The 20,274-nt window shown below is 38.8% G+C and carries 13 protein-coding genes; 3 read left to right on the top strand and 10 right to left on the bottom strand.

What is annotated here, in order from left to right; translation table 11 throughout:
- Window positions 1-380 precede the first annotated feature (380 nt).
- The 3 genes from fusA to rpsL all read right to left on the bottom strand — a co-directional run bounded on the left by fusA (window position 381) and on the right by rpsL (window position 3,517).
- Window positions 381-2,468, bottom strand: coding sequence for an elongation factor G (gene fusA / locus AACL61_RS03900; protein ID WP_102815792.1), 2,088 nt, complete (start codon window positions 2,466-2,468; stop codon window positions 381-383).
- A gap of 138 nt (window positions 2,469-2,606) precedes the next feature.
- Entirely contained in the window at window positions 2,607-3,077 is a 471-nt protein-coding gene (gene rpsG / locus AACL61_RS03895) for a 30S ribosomal protein S7 (protein WP_003668788.1), read from the bottom strand.
- A 20-nt stretch (window positions 3,078-3,097) separates the two neighbouring features.
- A complete protein-coding gene (rpsL, locus tag AACL61_RS03890; RefSeq protein ID WP_003664576.1) occupies window positions 3,098-3,517 on the bottom strand; it encodes a 30S ribosomal protein S12 in 420 nt (139 codons plus the stop codon).
- Between the two features lie 267 nt (window positions 3,518-3,784).
- Here rpsL and AACL61_RS03885 point away from each other — a divergent pair, with 267 nt between their 5' ends.
- The gene (locus tag AACL61_RS03885; protein ID WP_102815791.1) at window positions 3,785-4,459 is read left to right on the top strand and encodes a prepilin peptidase; all 675 of its coding nucleotides are present in this window, start codon (window positions 3,785-3,787) and stop codon (window positions 4,457-4,459) included.
- A 37-nt stretch (window positions 4,460-4,496) separates the two neighbouring features.
- Here AACL61_RS03885 and AACL61_RS03880 read toward each other — a convergent pair whose 3' ends face one another.
- From AACL61_RS03880 to adhP, 7 genes are all read right to left on the bottom strand, one after another.
- The gene (locus tag AACL61_RS03880) at window positions 4,497-5,672 is read right to left on the bottom strand and encodes a DUF998 domain-containing protein (protein WP_035157164.1); all 1,176 of its coding nucleotides are present in this window, start codon (window positions 5,670-5,672) and stop codon (window positions 4,497-4,499) included.
- Between the two features lie 69 nt (window positions 5,673-5,741).
- A complete protein-coding gene (gene rpoC / locus AACL61_RS03875) occupies window positions 5,742-9,377 on the bottom strand; it encodes a DNA-directed RNA polymerase subunit beta' (protein ID WP_003672258.1) in 3,636 nt (1,211 codons plus the stop codon).
- Between the two features lie 43 nt (window positions 9,378-9,420).
- Window positions 9,421-13,038, bottom strand: coding sequence for a DNA-directed RNA polymerase subunit beta (rpoB, locus tag AACL61_RS03870; protein ID WP_102815789.1), 3,618 nt, complete (start codon window positions 13,036-13,038; stop codon window positions 9,421-9,423).
- 227 nt (window positions 13,039-13,265) lie between these two features.
- Complete coding sequence (locus tag AACL61_RS03865; protein ID WP_102815788.1) at window positions 13,266-13,868, bottom strand: TetR/AcrR family transcriptional regulator; 603 nt, start codon at window positions 13,866-13,868, stop codon at window positions 13,266-13,268.
- Window positions 13,869-14,146: 278 nt separating this feature from the next.
- Window positions 14,147-16,639 carry an ATP-dependent Clp protease ATP-binding subunit gene (locus tag AACL61_RS03860; RefSeq protein ID WP_102815787.1) on the bottom strand — a complete coding sequence of 831 codons (2,493 nt, stop codon included), beginning with the start codon at window positions 16,637-16,639 and terminating at the stop codon, window positions 14,147-14,149.
- Window positions 16,640-16,653: 14 nt separating this feature from the next.
- Complete coding sequence (locus tag AACL61_RS03855) at window positions 16,654-17,121, bottom strand: CtsR family transcriptional regulator (RefSeq protein ID WP_003664589.1); 468 nt, start codon at window positions 17,119-17,121, stop codon at window positions 16,654-16,656.
- A 166-nt stretch (window positions 17,122-17,287) separates the two neighbouring features.
- Window positions 17,288-18,316, bottom strand: a complete 1,029-nt coding sequence (gene adhP, locus AACL61_RS03850; RefSeq protein WP_102815786.1) for an alcohol dehydrogenase AdhP — start codon at window positions 18,314-18,316, stop codon at window positions 17,288-17,290.
- 291 nt (window positions 18,317-18,607) lie between these two features.
- On the opposite strand from adhP, the gene AACL61_RS09895 reads away from it, so the two are divergent.
- Both AACL61_RS09895 and AACL61_RS09890 read left to right on the top strand, forming a co-directional pair.
- On the top strand, window positions 18,608-18,937 hold the full coding sequence (locus AACL61_RS09895; protein WP_231125319.1) for an alpha/beta hydrolase: 330 nt from the start codon (window positions 18,608-18,610) through the stop codon (window positions 18,935-18,937).
- Between the two features lie 131 nt (window positions 18,938-19,068).
- Entirely contained in the window at window positions 19,069-19,566 is a 498-nt protein-coding gene (locus AACL61_RS09890) for an alpha/beta hydrolase (protein ID WP_423245875.1), read from the top strand.
- Window positions 19,567-20,274: the final 708 nt, after the last annotated feature.

The following is a 20,274-nucleotide window of genomic DNA, read 5'->3' as shown; positions in this document are numbered from 1 at the left end:
ACCGCCACATCCTGTGGCAAAGCGGCCGGGTGTGTCGCAACCTTCCGCATCAACGCTTCGCAGCTTTCACTTAATAGGGGGTAAGGCAAATCTACCTCCAAAGCTCAAGCACCTATCCATAATACTAAAGAAACGTAATTAGATCAAGGGAAATTTTCGAATATTTTCAATTGAAATATTTTTGTAAAATTTACTTCCTAAGTTAGTTAAAAATTAGCGATACTAAAATACCATTAATTTTTCTAATGTACTAAAAAGTAATTTATTCGTTTTGACAAAACTCATTAAAATGCTTTTTGAATTTTTATTACCAAACAAAAAAAGAACTACAGTAATCAAACTGTAGCTCTTTGATGGATTTGAGATCACAATGTCAATAATTAGTTATTGCCACCGTTTTTCTTAATAATATCTTCTTGAACAGACTTAGGAACAGCTGAGTAGTGATCGAAAGTCATAGTGAAGGTACCACGACCTTGTGTTGCTGAACGCAATGCAGTAGCGTATCCAAACATTTCAGAAAGTGGAACAAATGAGTGGATTAATTGAGCATTACCACGTTCTTCCATACCATCAATGGTACCACGACGAGCTGTTACTTGACCCATAACATCACCCATGTTGTCTTGTGGTACAACAATGTCAACCTTCATAATTGGTTCAAGGATAACAGGATCTGCTTTCTTAGCAGCATTCTTAAGTGCTAATGATGCAGCAACCTTAAAGGCGGCTTCACTAGAGTCGACTTCGTGGTAACTACCATCATAAAGTTTAGCATGCATGTCAACAAGTGGGTAACCTGCAAGAACACCATTTTGCATAGCTTCCTTTAATCCTTGTTCAACAGCAGGGATAAATTCACGAGGAACAACACCACCAACAATGGCATCTTCAAATTCGAATCCTTCCCCTTCTTTAAGTGGTGTAAATTCGATCCATACGTCACCATATTGACCTTTACCACCAGATTGACGAACGAACTTACCTTGAGCACTTGCTTGCTTGGTAAATGCTTCACGGTAGGAAACTTGTGGCTTACCAACAGTAACCTCAGCATGGAATTCCCGACGAAGACGTTCAACAATGATGTCTAAGTGTAATTCACCCATACCAGAGATTAATGTTTCACCAGTTTCAGGGTTAGTTTCAGCTTTGAAGGTTGGATCTTCTTCAGCAAGCTTTTGAAGTCCCTTGTCCATCTTGTCTTGGTCAGCCTTAGACTTAGGTTCAACAGAAACTTGAATAACTGGTTCTGGGAAGTCCATTGATTCAAGTTGAAGTGGATTATCAGGATCAGTTAAAGAATCACCAGTAGTAGTATTCTTTAAACCGATAGCGGCAGCGATATCACCAGAGAACACTTCTGGAATTTCTTGTTGTTGGTTAGAGTGCATTTGAAGTAAACGACCAACACGTTCACGCTTGCCCTTAGTGGCATTAAGAACGTATGAACCTGATTGAAGTGAACCAGTGTAGACACGTAAGAATGTTAAACGACCAACAAATGGGTCAGTAGCAATCTTAAATGCCAAGGCTGCGAAAGGCTTGTTGTCTCCAGCAGTTAATTCAACTTCATTTCCTTCAGCATCATGTGCAACGAAAGGCTTAACATCAAGTGGTGATGGCAAGTAATCGATAACAGCATCAAGCATCATTTGGATACCTTTATCCTTGTAAGCTGAACCAGCTAATACAGGGAAGATCTTTTCTTCCAAAGTACCTTTACGAATAGCTGCTTTGATTTCATCAACAGAAATTTCTTCACCTTCAAGGTACTTTTCCATTAAGTTATCGTCAATATCAGCTAATGTTTCAACCATTTCGTCATGACGCTTTTGAGCTTCTTCCTTCATATTATCAGGAATCTCAACAGTATCCCAGTTAGTACCAAGCTTGTCTTCATCATAAACATAGGCAACCATCTTAACAAGGTCAACTAAACCGATAAAGTCATCTTCAGCACCAATTGGCATTTGAATAGGAAGAGGAGTAACGTTCAAACGGTCTTTAATAGTTTGAACAGAATAATCAAAGTTAGCCCCAACCTTGTCCATCTTGTTAGCAAAAACAATCCGAGGAACATTGAAATCGTCAGCTTGACGCCAAACAGTTTCAGTTTGTGGTTCAACACCAGCTTGCGCATCAAGAACGGTTACGGCACCATCAAGAACCCGGAGTGAACGTTCAACTTCGACAGTGAAGTCCACGTGTCCTGGAGTATCAATAATGTTGATACGGTGGTCATTCCAAACAGCAGTTGTAGCTGCAGAAGTAATAGTGATACCACGTTCCTTTTCTTCATCCATCCAGTCCATTTGTGAAGCACCATCATGGGTTTCACCAATCTTGTGGATCTTACCAGTATAGTAAAGAATCCGCTCAGTTGCAGTCGTCTTACCAGCATCGATGTGTGCCATGATACCGATGTTACGAGTTTTAGCAAGTGGGTATTCACGTTTATTAGCCATCTTAAAAGAGTATCTCCTTCCGAAATATGGTTATACTTATTTTACCATTATTTTCAAAAAGGGGTGACGTAATCGATGTTTGAACGTCACCCCTTCACTGAAACTAGTTAAATAACCAGAATCAAATGACAGTGATTATTACCAGCGGTAGTGTGCGAATGCACGGTTGGCTTCTGCCATACGGTGCGTATCTTCACGCTTTTTAACTGAAGCACCAGTATTGTTTGAAGCATCGATGATTTCACGTGCAAGACGTTCAACCATTGTATGTTCACCGCGCAAACGTGCGTATTGAACAATCCAACGAAGACCTAATGTAGTACGACGGTCTGGACGAACTTCAATCGGAACTTGGTAGTTAGAACCACCAACACGACGAGCCTTAACTTCCAAGACAGGCATAACATTTTCCATTGCTTGTTGGAATACTTCAACTGGATCATTACCAGTTTCGTTCTTAATTTCATCAAAAGCAGCGTATAAAATCTTAGTAGCAGTTCCACGCTTACCATCAATCATTAAGTGATCAATTAAGCTAGTAACCAACTTTGAGTTGTACATTGGATCTGGTAAAATTTCACGCTTTTGTACATGTCCTTTACGTGGCATTACTTAACTCCTCCTTAAAATTACTTCTTATCCTTAGGCTTCTTAGCACCGTACTTAGAACGTGATTGCATACGGCCTTCAACACCAGCAGTATCAAGAGTACCACGGATGATGTGGTAACGAACCCCAGGTAAATCCTTAACACGACCACCACGAATTAAAACAACTGAGTGTTCTTGGAGGTTGTGTCCAATACCAGGAATGTAAGCAGTAACTTCGATTAAGTTTGAAAGACGTACACGGGCGTACTTCCGTAAAGCTGAGTTAGGCTTCTTAGGAGTCATAGTACCCACACGAGTAGCAACTCCACGCTTTTGTGGTGATGGAGTCTTAATTTCTTCTTTCTTGAAAGTGTTGTAAACATAACCAAGAGCTGGTGACTTTGACTTGCCCTTGTGGCTCTTACGGCCTTTACGTACCAATTGGTTAATGGTTGGCATTATTTTTTCCCCTTCCTTAATTTAAGTCCACACATCCAGGCGGTTCTTTTTTATGGATAAAAAAAGTCCTGTATGTATTTATACAATTTTTGTGCCTTCGTTGACGCATCTGCCCAACGACAGACACTCCGTTGCTAAAAAAGCACCTTAGATAGGTTATCATGCTTACAAATGAATGTCAACGTATCCTTATCGATTTCTTTTAAATCGTTAATTTAAAAGTGAATTTCATTAAAAATTACGTATTTATTTATTGGGAGGTTTTTCATGTTAGTTTTATTATTTTTATTTGGTGCTTCTGTCGCTTCATTTATTACTTCTTGTTGCTATCGTCTAGGCAATAATTGCTCTTTAATCATTCCTCAGCGGTCATATTGTGACAATTGCCATTCTATTTTGCGATGGTGGCATCTCATCCCTATTTTTAGTTTTATTATCCTTCGCGGTCAATGCTTTTATTGTAAGCAAAAGATTAGTTTATATCTGCCTATAATTGAATTCTTATCTGGGATTGCTTTTATCACTTTCATCAGCTATGAACCTATTCATGACTTAATCATTCTTCTCTTTCTCACTAGCTTAATCTTCTTAACTTCTACTGATTTTTTTAGTCATGTAATCTATTCCTATTCCCTATTGGGACTATTTCCTATTTCCTTACTATCCATTCCACAAAATTATTTTTATAACTTGATTTTTGCCTGTATTCTAGTAGTTAGTTTACTATTATTTGCTACTTTTACTAAGACACTAGGAATTGGTGATATTGAATTTTTGTTTGTAACATGTCTGATATGGGGATGGTATCAAACGCTTTTAATTATCCAATGGAGCTCTTTAATCATGCTATTTATCTTTGTATTTACAAGAAAAAAGAAACTACCATTTATCCCCGCCCTATCCCTTGTTACTATTCTGTGTCTTTTTATACAAGGCTGTTAAAAATAAAAGACCAGGATAACCTAGTCTTTTACAATATTTAATTAGTATCATCTTTTACTGGTTTGAGTTTTACTACAAATAAGTTTTGCCCAAATTGAGCGAGGTTTTCAATATTTTGTAGTAATAAAAGCAACCAAGAAAAAGCTAAGCCAAATTCAAATAATTCGAATGCAGTTAAAGAAAGATAATCAGTTAACTTAAAAACAATATATTCGATACTCATTGCGGCTCCAATCGTATAAGAAATCACCAAAAATTGTTTAGTGACTTCGGGTAGAACCCACCTAATAACTACAATCAGAATTAGCATAATATAAACAAGCCACATTGAAATTCGGTCATGTAAAACGTGAAATTCTGGATTATTGGGAAAAAGGCCAATAGAAGCAATACAGATAGCCAGCATAATTAATAGCCACCGCAATACTTGAATTTTATAACCGTGATACCGACGTTGAATATTTACAAACAAGTAATCAACTAAAGCAATCATTAGTAATCCAGTAAAAATCAAAGTTATATTAAATTGCAAACTGGTGGAATTTTTTGCCGTTCCTAAAAAACTAAAATTATAACGCCACCAATCTCGTTTAGAATTCGTCAGCATTGAAAAAAGCATTCCACCAATGATCATTATTGTTAATAAATTGGTGATAACTCCCGATGATAATGTTAAAGCCAAGTTAATCATAATATAATTTATTGCCGCAATAATTACAAATACAAAAGCAGTTGCTGTATAAATATCAAACCGTGCATCCTTAAACATCTGGCCAAATAGCCAGAAAATTGCCGATAGTGAGAATGCAATGATTAGTCCACATGCAATCGTAATTGTTGGCAAACTCCGCCAATGAAAGTCCTTGCTAGGTCCTTTTCCGAGAATTTTAGTAATAATAAATGTTATCAAAAACGATAGAATTCCACTACATACTCCTAAGATTAAAGCACCATTGGCAATGGAATAATCATCACCTGTTATCGGGACTGTGTTAATTTTTCTAGCACTAAAAAAAGCTAAAAATATTGCAGCTAAAATAATTGAAGGAATCACATACCAGAAAATACTAATTTTAGGTAGTTGATCACTCACATTTATTGGACGAATGTTTATTTGCTTATGATTAACACTAAGAGAAAGTTCTTCATTCGTAGAAAAATCTGTCTTTTTAAATGCTGAGTCAGGAATTTCTATCTGATATTTTTTTGCCAAGTAATCACCTCATTTTAAACTAAAAAGGCAATGGCCCCCTCACAGGTTAACCATTGCCTTTTTTATAAATTAGTTTTGCTTATCTTCTTCTTTTAACTTAGCCTCAATATCTTTAATTGAGTAAGCAGCTACACTAACTTCTTTTGGCTTGATGTTCCGGTAAGCACTCATACCAGTACCTGCAGGAATAATCTTACCAATAATAACATTTTCTTTCAATCCAACTAATGGATCGTTCTTACCACGAATAGCAGCATCAGTTAATACACGTGTAGTTTCTTGGAATGAAGCAGCTGACAAGAAACTGTTTGTCTCTAAGGCAGCCTTAGTAATACCAAGAATAACAGGACGAGCTGTTGCAGGAATATTTCCAGCAACTAAGGTATCCTTGTTGGCGTCACGGAACTGACTGATATCCATTAATTGACCCGGTAGAAGATCGGTATCACCTGGATCCATGACACGAACTTTCCGCATCATTTGACGAATCATAATTTCAACGTGCTTATCTAACAAGTCAATACCCTGCATCCGGTAAACACCTTGAACTTGCGATAAGAGGTAAGTTTCAGTAGAAAGAACATCACGAACTTGGATTAATTCCTTAGGATCAATCGAACCTTCATTTAGTGGTGCCCCACGGTGAATGAAATCACCTTCAGCAACTTTCATCCGTGCTGTAATTGGAAGGGTGTAAGTTCGGGTATCAGTCTCACCCTTAATCGTAATATCCTTCGTCCGTTCAGCAGGATTTTCTTCGATAGACACAACTTCACCAGTAACCTCTGTAATTGTTGCACGACCTTTAGGATTACGTGCTTCAACAATTTCTTGGATACGTGGAAGACCTTGAGTAATATCATCGTTACCAGCAACCCCACCAGTGTGGAAGTTACGAAGAGTTAACTGAGTACCTGGTTCACCAATTGATTGAGCGGCAACAGTTCCGACAGCTTCACCAGCTTCTACACGGTCACCAGTAGCTGCATTTCGTCCATAACAACGTTCACATACACCATGTTCAGTGTTGCAAGTAAATGCTGAACGAATAGTTACCTTCTTTACGCCTGCATCGACAATCTTTTGAGCCATTTCTTCATCGATAAGGACATTCTTACCAACAATCTTTTCACCAGTCTTAGGATCAAAGACAGACTTCATTGTGTAACGGCCCATGATTCGATCATAAAGTGGTTCAATCATTTCGTTACCGTTTGTAATAGCAGTAACTTCAAGTCCACGATCAGTACCACAGTCTTTTTCACGAACAACCACATCCTGCGCAACATCAACCAGACGACGAGTTAAGTAACCTGAGTTGGCAGTCTTCAAGGCTGTATCAGTCATACCTTTACGAGCACCGTGTGATGAAATAAACATTTCCAACACTGAAAGTCCTTCATAGAAGTTTGACTTAACAGGCAATTCCATAATCTTACCGTTTGGTGATGCCATCAATCCACGCATTCCGGCTAACTGAGTAAAGTTTGAAATGTTACCCCGCGCACCAGAGTCGGACATCATGTTAATTGGGTTATGGATATCCATGTGTTCAATTAACTTGTTTTGAACTTCATCCTTAGCATCGTTCCATGCACCGATTACTCGTTCATAACGTTCATCGTCTGTAATTAAACCACGACGGAATTGCTTAGTAATTAAAGCAACTTGCTTTTGTGCCTTATCAAGAATTTCTGGTTTTTCTGGTAAATCATGAATATCAGACATAGCAGTCGTTAAACCAGAAATAGTTGATTCGTAGTAACCTAGGTCCTTAATACGGTCCAAGAATTGAGAAGTCTTCGTAACTTTGTAACGCTTGTATACTTCAGCGATCAAGTCAGATAAGAAGCCCTTCTTAAATGGTGGAACTAATGGTGCATTTTCAAGGTATTCATGAATATCTTGACCAGGTTCAAGGAAGAAACGATCATCAACACCATTTTGAATATTTGCATCTGTTGGTTCGTTAATGTAAGCAAAATCTTTTGGCATAATTCGGTTGAAAAGAAGCTTACCAACAGTTGTCACCATGATCTTGCCTCGTTGTTCATCAGTAAATGGCTTTTCAGGGAATGCAGATACTTGAACTCCAACACGGGTTTGTAATGAAACATAGTCATTGCGGTAAGCAAGTTCAGCTTCATCAGTATCCTTGAAGATCATTCCTTCACCTTCACGACCCTTATCTTCAGTAGTCATGTAGTAGTTACCAATAACCATATCCTGTGATGGTGAAACAATAGGTTCTCCGTCACGAGGACTAAGAATATGGTGAGCAGCAAGCATTAACAAACGGGCTTCCGCTTGAGCTTCATCAGATAATGGAACGTGAATAGCCATCTGATCCCCATCAAAGTCAGCGTTATATGCTGAACATACTAATGGGTGAAGACGCATTGACTTACCGGAAACCAAGATTGGTTCGAAAGCTTGGATACCTAACCGGTGAAGAGTAGGCGCCCGGTTCAATAGAACTGGGTGTTCCTTAATAACATCTTCCAATACATCAAAGACATCATCATCACTGCGATCAATCTTACGCTTAGCAGCTTTAACGTTAGCAGAAAGACCACGCTTTACCAATTCATGCATAATAAATGGCTTAAATAATTCAAGTGCCATTGGAACTGGTAATCCCATTTGGTTCAACTTCAATGATGGACCAACATCAATAACAGAACGACCAGAGTAGTCAACACGCTTACCAAGTAAGTTTTGACGGAAACGTCCTTGCTTACCCTTAAGTAAGTGAGAAAGTGACTTCAATGGACGATTACCTGGTCCAGCTACTGGACGTCCACGGCGCCCGTTATCAATTAATGCATCAACAGCTTCTTGTAGCATCCGTTTTTCATTTTGAACAATAATTCCAGGTGCTTGTAATTTAAGAAGTCGCTTTAACCGGTTATTACGGTTAATAACCCGCCGATATAAATCGTTCAAATCGGAGGTAGCAAAACGTCCCCCTTCAAGTTGAACCATTGGCCGCAAGTCAGGTGGCATAACTGGAATTACATCCATAACCATCCATTCAGGCTTGTTTCCTGACTTAATGAAAGCTTCAAGAATATCAAGACGACGAATAGCGCGAGTCCGTTTTTGACCAGTAGCTTCTTTCAATTCTTCTTTTAATTCAGCAGCTTCCTTTTCTAAGTCAACATCAGCTAAAAGTTTTTGAATAGCAGCAGCTCCCATTTCAGCTTTGAAACGGTCACCATATTCTGCTTTTTTATCACGATATTCAGCTTCAGTTAAAAGTTGTTTCTTTTCAAGTGGAGTATCACCTGGGTCAAGAACAACATATGAAGCAAAGTAAATAACTTCTTCAAGTGAACGTGGGCTCATATCTAATACAAGTCCCATTCGACTTGGAATTCCTTTAAAGTACCAAATGTGAGATACAGGAGCAGCTAATTCAATGTGCCCCATCCGTTCACGACGAACTTTTGCACTAGTAACCTCAACACCACAACGGTCACAAACACGACCTTTGTAACGGATACGCTTGTACTTTCCACACGCACATTCGTAATCCTTGGTTGGGCCAAAGATTCGTTCGTCAAACAGACCTTGCTTTTCTGGCTTTAATGTCCGGTAGTTAATAGTCTCGGGCTTTTTAACTTCCCCATATGACCAACTACGGATCTTATCTGGAGATGCCAGACCGATCTGCATACTTTCAAATTTATTGACATCAATCAAAGGATGTTCCTCCTTCTTTCAGTAAACCGTAGCAACCTAAATATTAATTTTGATTAGTTTTGTCATCGGTAGTTGTTGAAGTTGCTTCAGACTTGTTTTCTTCTTCATTCTTCTTATCGTCTGTTTTATGTTCTTCTGCATATTTAGCTAATGCATCAACATTTACAACTTCATCATCATCTTCGTCCATGTTCTTTAACTGAATTTCCTTGTTGTTACCATCAAGAACCTTCATATCAAGACCTAATGCTTGTAATTCCTTAACAAGAACACGGAATGATTCTGGAACACCTGGCTTAGGAATTGGTTGACCATTGATGATTGCATCATAAGTCCGAACACGACCAACAGTATCATCTGACTTGTAAGTAAGGATTTCTTGAAGAGTGTAGGCAGCACCATAAGCTTCAAGAGCCCAAACTTCCATTTCACCGAAACGCTGTCCACCAAATTGTGCCTTACCACCTAATGGCTGTTGAGTAACAAGTGAGTAAGGACCAGTTGAACGAGCGTGAATCTTATCATCAACCATGTGAGCTAACTTAAGATAGTGCATTGAACCAACAGCAATCCGGTTTTCAAATGGTTCACCGGTACGACCGTCATAAAGAATTGTCTTACCGTCTTCTGGGAATCCAGATTCACGAACAGCATCCCAAACATCTTTATCAGATGCACCATCGAATACTGGAGTAGCCATATGAATTCCAAGACGACGAGCAGCCATTCCTAGGTGCAATTCAAGAAGCTGACCAATGTTCATACGACTTGGCACACCCATTGGACTAAGCATAATATCAATCGGAGTTCCATCTGGCATGTATGGCATATCTTCTTCTGGTACAACGATAGAAACAGTACCCTTGTTACCATGACGTCCAGACATCTTATCCCCAACCTGGATCTTCCGCTTTTGTGCAATGTAAACACGAACCATTGTATTTACACCTGGTGATAATTCATCTCCATTTTCACGAGTAAAGACTTTAACATCTTGGATGATTCCGCCACCACCGTGAGGAACACGTAATGAAGTATCACGAACTTCACGTGACTTTTCACCAAAGATAGCGTGAAGAAGGCGTTCTTCGGCAGATAATTCAGTCATTCCCTTTGGAGTAACCTTACCTACTAAAATATCTCCATCATGAACTTCGGCACCGACACGAACGATCCCGTTTTCATCAAGATCTTTCAAAGCATCGTCACCAACGTTTGGAATTTCCCGCGTCATTTCTTCAGGTCCAAGCTTGGTTTCACGTGCTTCAGATTCGTATGATTCGATGTGGATAGAAGTATAAACATCGTCTTTAACTAATCGTTCATTAATAGCGATGGCATCTTCGAAGTTGTATCCTTGCCAAGTCATGAAGGCGATTAATGGGTTTTGTCCAAGAGCTAATTCACCTTGTTCCATTGATGGACCATCAGCTAATACGTCATCAGCATCAACATGTTCACCAACCTTAACAATTGGACGTTGGTTGTAGTTCTTACCACCGTTTGAACGACGGAACTTCATTAACTTGTAAGTATCAAGTGTTCCATCTTCTTCACGAACCCGTACTTCACGAGCATCTACATATTCAACTGTTCCTGGCTTCTTAGCAATCATTGCAACCCCAGAGTCATGGGCAGCCTTGTAGTCAATACCAGTACTTACCAATGGAGCATGAGGATTGATCAACGGAACAGCCTGCCGTTGCATGTTAGCACCCATCAAAGCACGGTTAGAGTCATCGTTTTCAAGGAATGGGATACATGCAGAGGCAACAGAAATAACTTGCTTAGGAGAAACATCCATGTAATCAATGTTTTCAACACTGGTTTCGATGTAGTCATCCTTATCACGAGCCATTACTTGATCGTCAACAAATGAACCATCATCATTTAATGGCGTGTTAGCCTGAGCAATGATGAAGTTATCTTCTTCGTCAGCGGTTAAGTAATCAATCTTATCAGTTACTTTGTGATCCTTCCAGGAAACACGACGGTATGGAGTTTCGATGAATCCATATTTATTTACCCGTGCGTAAGATGAAAGACTGTTAATAAGACCAATGTTAGGACCTTCTGGTGTTTCAATAGGGCACATCCGGCCATAGTGAGTATAGTGAACGTCCCGCACTTCATATCCAGCCCGGTCACGAGTCAAACCACCAGGACCAAGAGCTGAAAGACGACGCTTATGAGTTAATTCACCTAATGGGTTGGTTTGGTCCATGAACTGAGAAAGTTGGGATGAACCAAAGAATTCTTTAATAGAAGCAACCACTGGACGAATATTGATTAATTGCTGTGGGGTAACAGTGTCAGGATCTTGAATTGACATCCGTTCACGAACAACCCGTTCCATCCGTGCAAGACCAATCCGGAATTGGTTTTGAAGTAATTCACCAACTGAACGAATACGACGGTTACCTAAGTGGTCAATATCGTCTGTACTACCAATACCTTCTTGTAAGTTAAAGAAGTAGTTTAAGGAAGCAAGAATATCAGCTGGTTCAATGTGCTTGTATTCTAATGGGATATGACCGTTACCAATAATAGGTACAACTCGATCAGGATCAGTCTTAGAATATACTAAAATCTTTTGTAACTTAACTGGTTCAGTTACAACCGCTTCATCTGATGGAGTGTAAGTAATAGTCTTAAAGTCATCACGGTCTAAGTAAGGTTCAAGCTTATTAAGCAATTCCTTGGTTACCGTATCACCTTTTTGTGCTAATACTTCACCAGTATCAGGATCAGCTAAAGTTTCAGCTAAAGTTTGTCCAAGTAAACGGTACTTAAGCATTAACTTCTTATTTGTCTTGTAACGACCAACTGGTGCCATATCATAACGTTTTGGATCAAAGAAACGAGCTGTTAATAAGCTCCGTGCTGAATCAGCGGTCTTTGGTTCACCAGGACGAAGCCGTTCATAAATGTCCTTTAAGGCTTCTTCAACCCGAGAATCTTCAGCGTTCTTATGAACATCTTTATCCAAGGTTAATGATAATGTCTCACTATCGCCACCGAACATGTCAATAATTTCATCGTCAGAGCCAAAGCCCAATGCACGAATTAATTCAGTCATTGGCAACTTACGGGTCCGGTCGATTCGAACATATGAAACATTCTTAGCATCAGTTTCGTATTCTAACCATGCACCACGGTTTGGAATAAAGGTAGCACCGTAGTTTGGCCGACCATTTTTATCATTTTCTTCACTATAGTAGACCCCTGGTGAACGAACTAATTGTGAAACAATAACCCGTTCGGCACCATTAATAATGAATGTACCTTGGTCAGTCATTAGTGGGAAGTCACCAAAGAATACATCTTGAGACTTAATTTCACCAGTTTCATGGTTAGTTAACCGTAAAGTAACATGAAGTGGTGCTGAGTAATTAGCATCGTGTTCACGAGCTTCGTCAACAGTATACTTAGGTTCTAAAAGTTGATAGTCAACGAATTCCAAAGAAAGCTTTCCTTGAAAATCATCAATTGGCATAATATCATCAAACATTTCCCGTAAACCTTTTTCCATAAACCAATTGTAAGAATCGGTTTGGATTTCAATAAGGTTTGGCAATTCGAGAACTTCTTTAATTCGCGAGTAGCTACGACGGGTACGGTGTTTACCGTATTTAACTAAATGTCCAGCCAAACTGTTCACCTCTCTAATTTATTCCGCGAGCTCATTTAAATGTTACAATTTGATTACAATTTGCCTAAAATACGACTTTTGGGCAAAAAAAATCCAAAAACAGTTCAGCGACTGTCTTTGGCCTTTATGCAGAATCTGATGGACAATAGATCACCAGGTTCAAATGAACTCACAATTACATACTATTAAAGTATACAAGTTCTATTAAATTTTGTCAACAATTATTTTTATATTTTTTAATTTTTTCCGCCCCAATTTGATAAACCGTTAATAATGCAGTCTAGGATTAATTGGTCACGTTGTTCTGGTGTAATTGAATGGCCACCAATTAATTGAGAAGTACCAAAAATTGGAGTTAATCCGGCAATAAATAATTCAGCAGCTTCTTTAGGAAGAATATCAGGCCGTAACCCTACATCTGGTTGACGGAAGAATGCTGCAATCGGTTCTAGATAATCCATTGTAAAAATCATATTAAGCTTTTGCTGTGCACTTTTCGATAATAGGCGCATTGCTTGATTGTATTGGTCATAAATACTTAATGGATGATGTTTTTTTAATGTCTTGGTGATTTGCCATAATTGTTCATTCGGTGACAAATCATGTTTACGCATTACTTTATTAATATCTTGGCGAACTTTTCCACATAAATTTGTCATTACATCCAGATATAAAACCTCTTTATCGCTGAAGTGGTGGTATAAAGCCGGTTGAGTAATTCCGATCTGTTTGGCAATACCCCGTGTTGAAGTTTCACCAAATCCCTTTTGTAAAAATAATTTTGTAGCGGTTTTTAAGATTGCTTGTCTTGTCTTTTCTAATTGTTCCGCTCGCTTCATTTATTGTTCATCCCCTATTTTTTATCATTAATTATCTGATAAACACATTATAAGACTATAACTTATCTTTTGACAACTGTTTTAGAAAAATAATCATCAAATGTGATAAATGAATGCAATTTGGCAGCTCCTTTTTCTATTATCATCAGAGAACAACGGTGGCAATTATAGGTGATTTTAAGCGATATAAAATGTGAAATATTTATTTGTGTATTTCAAATTTAACAAAGCTAGAATGCAAAAACGGTAAATTACTCTGCATTTTCATACCGTTTCTTTTATTTATTCAATTTTAATTCAACAGCTTTATCTTCATCCGGCTTCTTTACTTTAAAAGTAATTTTACCTTGATGCGCACCTACTGTTACGTCATCCCCAACATTGATTTCACCACTAAGCAGGCCAGTACTCAAATCATCTTCAACATGATCTTGTAAAGCACGACGAAGTGGACGAGCTCCATAAGCTGGATTGTAACCAAGCTTTGCGATTACATCAATTGCAGCAGGCGTAACTTTCAAGTTAATCCCTTGCTCGCTTACCCGCTTATTTAAATCATTAACCATGAGTTTAACAATTTGATGAAGTTCTTTCTTTTGTAATGAATGGAAGATAATCGTTTCATCAATCCGATTAAGAAATTCTGGTCGGAAGTATAACCTCATTTGTTGCTTAATCGCCGCCGCCATCGCATTATAGTCTTGTGACATATCTTTTGCCCCAAAACCAACTTCTTTTTCATCCTGAAGCTGAGTTGCTCCAAGGTTAGAAGTCATAATAATAATGGTATTTCTAAAATCAACGCGCCGACCTTTTGCATCAGTTAAGTAACCATCATCTAAAACTTGAAGTAATAAATTAAATACATCTGGATGTGCCTTTTCAGCTTCATCTAATAAAACAACTGAATATGGATGTTGCCGTACTTTTTCAGTTAATTGGCCACCCTCGTCATAACCGACATATCCTGGAGCAGCACCAATCAAGCGACTAGTACTATATTTTTCCATATATTCTGACATATCAATCCGGATCATATTATCTTCCGAGCCAAACATTGCAGCAGCTAATGCCTTGGCAAGCTCTGTTTTTCCTACCCCAGTCGGTCCTAAAAACATAAAGGAACCAATCGGCCGACTAGGATCCTTAAGACCGCTTCGTGCACGCCGAATTGCCTTAGCGACTACGGTAACTGCTTCATCTTGACCAATTACTCGTTGATGCAGAACCTTTTCCAAGTTAACCAATCGTTCACTCTCACTCTTTTTCAATTGAGTCAAAGGAACTCCTGTCCATTCAGCAACAACTTGTGCAATGTTTTCACCAGTTACTTTCAATTTATAGTTATGGGAATCCTTTTGTTGAGTACGTTGCTTTTTGCGATCAATCTTATCTTTGAGTGCTAATTCTTGTTGACGAAGAGTAGCTGCACGATCAAAGTCTTGATTATCAATCGCTTCTTCTTTTTGGGTTCGCAAATCTTCTAACTGACTTTCTAATGAAGGCTGATGATTTTTCTTATCTTCAGCATCAATCCGAACCATAGCTGCCGATTCATCAATAAGATCAATTGCTTTATCCGGCAAGAAACGATCTGAAATATAACGATCCGACAATTTAACTGCTTCTTCCAGCGCTTCATCAGTAATCTTAGCATGGTGATGCTCCTCATACTTTGGTCGTAGTCCTCGCAGAATTTGCAGGGTTTGGTCAGTAGTCGGCTCATCAACTTGAACAGTAGCAAAGCGTCGTTCAAGTGCCGCATCAGATTCTATATATTTCTGATATTCATCAAGGGTAGTAGCACCAATTGTTTGCAGCTCGCCTCGTGCTAAGGCTGGTTTCAAAATATTAGATGCATCAATTGCCCCTTCAGCACCACCAGCACCAATTAAGGTATGGAGTTCATCAATAAAAAGAATCACATGCCCATCGTTTTGAATCTCATCAATCACTTTCTTAAGGCGATCTTCAAATTCTCCTCGATACTTGGTACCCGCAACTAATGATCCCATATCTAGCATCATTAAACGTTTATTAGCCAATTCAGCTGGGACTTTTCTCTCAACAATCCGCTGAGCAAGTCCTTCAGCAATCGCCGTCTTCCCTACACCAGGTTCGCCGATTAGCACAGGATTGTTCTTGGTACGACGGCTAAGAATTTGCTCCACACGTTTAACTTCCTTATTTCGACCGATTACAGGATCAAGCTGACCATTCCGAGCAAGTTCTGTCATATCACGAGCTAATTTATCTAATGTTGGTGTACCAGTTTGCTGAATCCGTCGACGAGATGATTGACGATTAGGATTGCGTTGCTGACTATCAGCAATCCCTAACCGCCGTAAAATTACTTTTCTCATCTGTCCTGGCACAACATCTAGACTATATAAAATCCGTGAAGATAGGACACTTTCATCAGCGATTAAGGCTAATAATAAGTGTTCAGTGCCAATCTTCAATGCATGCATTTGTTGGGCTTCTTTACCTGCTAACGATAATACTTGCTTTGCTTTTGGTGAGTATGGGAGATAATCTGAAGCTCCCAGATTTTCCATCGTTCCATAGCCAATTAAGCGTTCAATTTCTTCACGAATATCATCGTTTGTAATAGAAAATTGTTCAAATATTTTATTAGCAATCCCATCTTTATCCATTGAGAGGGCAAGCAGAAGGTGTTCAGTCCCTACTGCTTGGTGTTTAAAGTATTTTGCTTGTTCTTGTGCAATTGCTAGAACATGCTTTGCACTTGGCGTGAACATATTATCCATGTACAATCCCCCTTTTAACTTTCATAGCGAAGTCGATTCAAGAATGATACTAATATCCGGGCGCGAAGTTGATCTTCAACCTTACTATCATTAACTGCTAGCGCTTGTTTAGATAATGCAACAAGCATAAGGTCTCCTTCACGTCTCGTAATCACGTCTTCTTCATATAACGTTCGAACGATATCAAAAGCATCACGTTCACGAACCGAGTCGCCAATTGCTTGAATAAGTGAGTTTAGCACATTTACATCATCAAGTAAATTAACTCGCTCGATTCGAATGTACCCGCCGCCCCCACGCTTACTTTTTACTAAATAACCATTTTGAATAGTAAACCTCGTCTTAATAACATAATTAATCTGTGACGGTACTACATCAAACTGGTTAGCAATCTCAGAACGACGAATTTCGACCTGAGCTGAGTCACCAAGTATTTCTTTTAAGTATGCTTCGATAATATCTGAAATACTTTTATTCTCCATTATATCACCTCGGCTCTTTTGACTAATCTTGACCATTATTTTAACACACTTTTAGAGCGATAGCCTACTTCTATACCCATACATTTAAGGAAATAATAAAGACTAGTGAAGCATTCAAGTGCAACACTAGCCTTTTAGAGAATTAAATATGAACTAACTTTTTTAATTAATCGTTATCGTTGTGAACAAAATCAACAACATTACGACCAACAACCTTGTTATCCTTAAGTTCTTGGATCATATCATTAATTTCGCTTAACTTACGAGTCTTAACGATTGGGTGAACCTTACCTTCTGCACCAAACTGGAAACATTCAGCTAAGTCTTGACGGGTACCAACTAATGAACCAGCAACGATGATACCATCAAGAACAGTCTTAGCAATGTTAAGCTTCATGTCACCTTGTGGAAGAGCAACGGCAACAAGCTTACCATCTGGACGAAGTGAATCAACAGCTTGATCAAATGCAGATGCAGAAACAGCTGTTACTACAGCAGCGTGAACACCGCCAACCTTTTCTTGAATTTGCTTATCAACATCACCGTCATGACGGTTAATTAAAATTTCAGCACCATTCTTCTTAGCAGCTTCAAGCTTATCAGGGTTACCATCAACGGCGATAACATGAGCACCGAATACGTTGTGAGCAAATTGGATACCCAAGTTACCTAAACCACCAGCACCAACGATTGATACCCATTGACCTGGCTTGATGTCAGCAACCTTCAATGCCTTGTACATCGTAACACCGGCACAAGTTAATGAAGTAGCTTCGATAGGGTCAAGACCTTCTGGAACCTTAACAGCGTAATCAGCTGGTACAATACATTGTTCAGCCATCGCACCATCAGCAGTGTAACCTGCATTAAGAACGTTACGACAAAGAGTCTCACGACCAGTTAAACAATATTCACAGTGTCCACAGCCCTTGAAGAACCATGCAATTGATACACGGTCGCCAACTTTCAAGGAAGTAACGCCAGGGGCAACCTTAGATACACGACCAACCCCTTCGTGACCGATAATACGACCGGGCTTCTTACCAAAGTCCCCAGCAGCAACGTGTAAATCAGTGTGACAAAGACCACAATATTCCATGTCAACTAAAGCTTCACCGGGCTTCAAATCCCGAAGTTGAACATCTTTAACAGTAACAAAACCGTCTACTGGATCATTAATAACAGCAGCTTTCATAAGGTAAGATCTCCTTTATTAATAAACAAATTACTTTTTACAATGCTTATAGTACCACAACTCCTAGACAAATTTAAAGTGAAAATTTGCACATTTAACGAAATTAATAATTTTATTTTTTATTTAAAACACTGATATAACAATGATAATGCCCGGAAAATTAATTCTTTTAATATTGTATAGTAAATCACTTACTAATTATCACTAAAACTTTACTGTTACAATTTTAGATGCTCCCTATTAATATGGATATTATAATTTAATCAATTAGACAAAGGAGTGAGTATAATAATGTCTTATGGATATATCACCAAGCTAAGTGAAAATGTAGAGCGGCAACATATTCGTTACAATAATCGTTATGGAACGGCAATTGCTGCTGATATCTACACCCCTAAGAATCTAGAAGAAGACAAATTGTTACCAGCCATCGTAATCGGGACACCTTACGGAAGCACAAAGGAACAGGCAGCAGCAATTTATGCAAATACGTTTGCTCAATTAGGTTTTGTTACCCTTACATTTGATCAAGTATACATGGGCGAATCAGCTGCGAACCTCGTCATGTTGCTTCTCCAGACTTATATGCGGAATCTTTTAGTGCCGCAGTTGATTATCTAGGTACAAAAGCAAAGCATGTCAATCGCGAACAAATAAGTGTTATCGGTATCAGTGGAGGGGCAGGCTCTGCTCTTAGCGCTGCGGCTGTTGATACACGAATTAAATCTGTTGTAACAATTTCAATGTATGATATGACAGATATTCGTGAGATGGCTAATCTTGCTCCTGAACAATTATTCCAGCTTAAAGATCAATTATCAAAGCAACGGTGGGACGATTTTGAAAATGGGCAGCCTAACTATCATCCTTCCTCCCCAGAAGAACCATATGATAGTATTGACGATTTACCAAATCATGATGAATTAACAAATGAGTGGCTTCGTTTTTACGCTCTTAAACGTGGCTTCCATCCAAATGCACGTGGAACTGCAACAACCACTTCTAATTTAGCAATGCTTGAATTTTCTGCGTTAGACTATATTAAAGAAATTTCACCACGACCAATCCTATTTATTTATGGAGACAATGCTCACTCCCGTTCTTATTCCGAGAGAGCTTATTACCTCGCTAACCAACCAAAGCAAAAATTGATCGTAGAAGACTGTGAGCACATTGATCTTTATGATAATATGGAAAAAATTCCAGTAGATCAAATTGCAAAGTTTATAAAAGACAGTTTCAACGCATAATCAAACGACAAAATGCCAGCCAGCGCCTCAAATATGGAGCGCTGGTTGGCATTTTCTTTCTAACTGTTTTCGGAAGTTAATAATAAAAGACTGCTATCTCTTCTATTATAGAAGAGGATAACAGTCTTTTTAACTTATCGGAATTACAAGATTTGAACAAATGGTACACAAGCAACTAGTTTCTACCTATTATATTAGGATTTTATTTGTGAAATTTAAGTCTTGGTACAGAAAATATACAGAATACTTCTATCCGGCAGAAAATGTGGCTATCGTTATTCGGTAGTCATTTTTATTGAACTACTCCCACTTAGCTAAGCCTACGGCTTGACGCTTGAAGTGGGAGATTCTGGGAACATCGCATACTTACTCTACCGGTTCTAAGTGAACTTTCGAGCAGAGGTTACGACTATTGACCAAGGCCCGTCCCGGGCCTAGTAGTTTCATCGGACTACCGCCTAAGTACGTGTTCAAAATACATACTGGCTTGGTTTTCGCCAGCTATTTTTAGCCTGATTGCAACTCGTGGCGTTGTCTCAGCACAAACTCGAAGTTACTCTATACGAAATTGCTCAGTGTCCTCATGGTGAAGCAATGTTAACAGCTTTATTTTCGATGTATTAGAACCAGTTTAATTAGTTGAATTATATCATATCAGAGGGCGATTCATCCCCCACTTGTCGAAGTGGGTATCTGTCAAGTTTTCAT

Source organism: Limosilactobacillus reuteri subsp. porcinus (genome assembly GCF_036621895.1).
GTDB classification, from domain to species: domain Bacteria; phylum Bacillota; class Bacilli; order Lactobacillales; family Lactobacillaceae; genus Limosilactobacillus; species Limosilactobacillus reuteri_J.
The sequence above is the reverse complement of the archived record's forward strand: the minus strand, read 5'-3'. Positions and strand labels throughout refer to the sequence as shown.